The 2,120-nt window shown below is 32.3% G+C and carries 2 protein-coding genes and 1 pseudogene; all 3 read left to right on the plus strand.

Annotation, left to right across the window (positions count from 1 at the left end; translation table 11 throughout):
* Window positions 1-317: FHIPEP family type III secretion protein (locus tag HG1285_RS20545; RefSeq protein WP_008288797.1), on the plus strand; the 317-nt coding region annotated here is incomplete at its 5' end.
* The gene (locus HG1285_RS18370) at window positions 238-1,809 is read left to right on the plus strand and encodes a flagellar biosynthesis protein FlhA (RefSeq protein WP_255347760.1); all 1,572 of its coding nucleotides are present in this window, start codon (window positions 238-240) and stop codon (window positions 1,807-1,809) included. The genes HG1285_RS20545 and HG1285_RS18370, both read left to right, overlap by 80 nt.
* Window positions 1,802-2,120, plus strand: a pseudogene (locus HG1285_RS03765) (hypothetical protein); the annotation flags it as partial. The gene HG1285_RS18370 and the pseudogene HG1285_RS03765, both read left to right, overlap by 8 nt.

The following is a 2,120-nucleotide window of genomic DNA, read 5'->3' on the forward strand; positions in this document are numbered from 1 at the left end:
TTCACGGAAATGAAGGAGTTGACTCTGCAGGACATGTTATTAAAGCATTTGGCGAGTTTGTAGTAGGAGGAAATTACATAGTAGGTATTATTGTTTTTGTTATATTGGTTACAATAAATTTCATTGTTATAACAAAAGGTACAGAAAGAATTTCTGAAGTGGCAGCAAGATTTACACTTGATGCAATGCCAGGAAAGCAGATGGCAATAGATGCAGATTTAAACGCAGGGATAATAGATGAAAAAGAAGCCCAGAGAAGAAGAGAGCAAATACAAAAAGAAGCTGATTTCTATGGTGCAAATGGATGGTGCAAGTAAATTTATAAGAGGAGACGCCATTGCAGGAATTATAATAACCCTTGTAAATATTATAGGTGGTATTGCTATAGGTATTTTTCAGCATAGTATGGATTTAAAGTCTGCTCTACAAACATTTACAATACTTACAGTTGGAGATGGTCTTGTTTCGCAAATACCTTCTTTAATCACTTCAACGGCAGCTGGTCTCATGGTAACCAGAGCAGTTGCAAAAGAAAATCTTGGTGTAGAGATAGTAAAAGAGTTAACATCATTTCCTAAAGCTCTTTACATGGCATCAGCAGCTTTATTCATAATGGGAATAGTTCCAGGGATGCCAACTATACCATTTTTCTTACTTGGAGCACTTCTTGCAATTACAGGATACATAATGCAGTCTTCCATGAAAGAAAAACAAAAAATTGAGGAAGAAGAAAAAGCTAAAGAAATGATAAAAGAAGCCTCTAAAGAGGAGGAAGAACCTGAAGAGCTTATAACACAGCCTGAAACTATAACATTTGAGATAGGATACGGTCTTATACCTCTTGTTGATGAATCTCAAGATGGACAGATTATAAAGAGAATTAAATCTTTAAGAAAACAACTTTCAAAGGAGCTTGGAATTATTATTCCTTTGATACATATTAAAGATAACTTAGAATTAAAACCCGGAGAGTATAGAATACTTATCAGAGATGTTGAAGTGGCAAAAAGTGAAGTAATGCCGGATCATTTGCTTGCTATTGATACTGGAAATACAAAAGGACAGATAGAAGGAGTAAAAACAAAAGAACCTGCTTTTGGACTTGATGCATACTGGATAAAACCAGAGCTAAAAGATAGAGCTAAAATGCTTGGATATACAGTTGTTGACATACCAACGGTTATAATAACCCACATGTCTGAAGTTATAAAAAATCATGCCTATGAGATACTTGGAAGGGCAGAAACAAAAGAAATAGTAGATACAGTAGCAAAAAAATACCCAATCATAAAAGAAATTGTTCCAGAACAAGTACCACTGAATATACTTCACAGAGTACTGCAAAATTTACTTAAAGAAGCAGTTCCAATAAGAGATATTTTAACCATAGTTGAAACCCTTTCAGATAACATTATAAAAACAAATGACCCGGATATACTTACAGAGTTTGTTAGGCAGGGATTGAAAAAGATAATAACTTCAAAATATGCAAAAGATAACAATTTATACGCAGTTGTTTTGTCTCCTGAAACTGAAAATTACATTTTACAAAAAATTAAAGAGGCAGACGGTGAACTTCCACCTTTAGACCCCGGATTTGTTCAAAAGCTGATAACTAAATTAAGCAAATCTGCCGAAAAATTTATTATGAATCAGGCAACACCAGTGCTTTTAACTTCTCCTGCCATAAGAAGATATGTAAAACAAATTATAGAACCTTACTTGCCAAATTTTGCTGTATTATCATATAGTGATATTGATTCAAAAATTAAATTAAATATACTGGAGTCAATAGATGCAAATGAATAATGATGTGAAAATATACGAAGGTGAAGACCTTCAAAAGCTTATATATAAGGCAAAAGAAGAACTTGGAGAGGATATAAAAATTCTCCATTATGAGGAAATTTTTGAAAAAATAAAATGGTTTCCCTTTAAAAAGAAAAAAAAATATAAGCTCTTTGTGGAAAAAAGGGAAATACAAACAAAGCAAGAGATAGATTTTAATAAATTACTTGAAAAAGTTGAAATAATGGTTGAAGAAAAAATAAAAAACAGCATTACAGAACTTAAGGAAAATGAAGTTGAAACTAATGTAGATATTAGCGTAAATGAATTTG

Source organism: Hydrogenivirga sp. 128-5-R1-1, assembly GCF_000171895.1.

Bases quoted from the DNA above. Each gene is read 5' to 3' on its own strand.
- HG1285_RS18370 (WP_255347760.1), top strand. From the start codon at position 238: ATGAAAAAGAAGCCCAGAGAAGAAGAGAGCAAATACAAAAAGAAGCTG.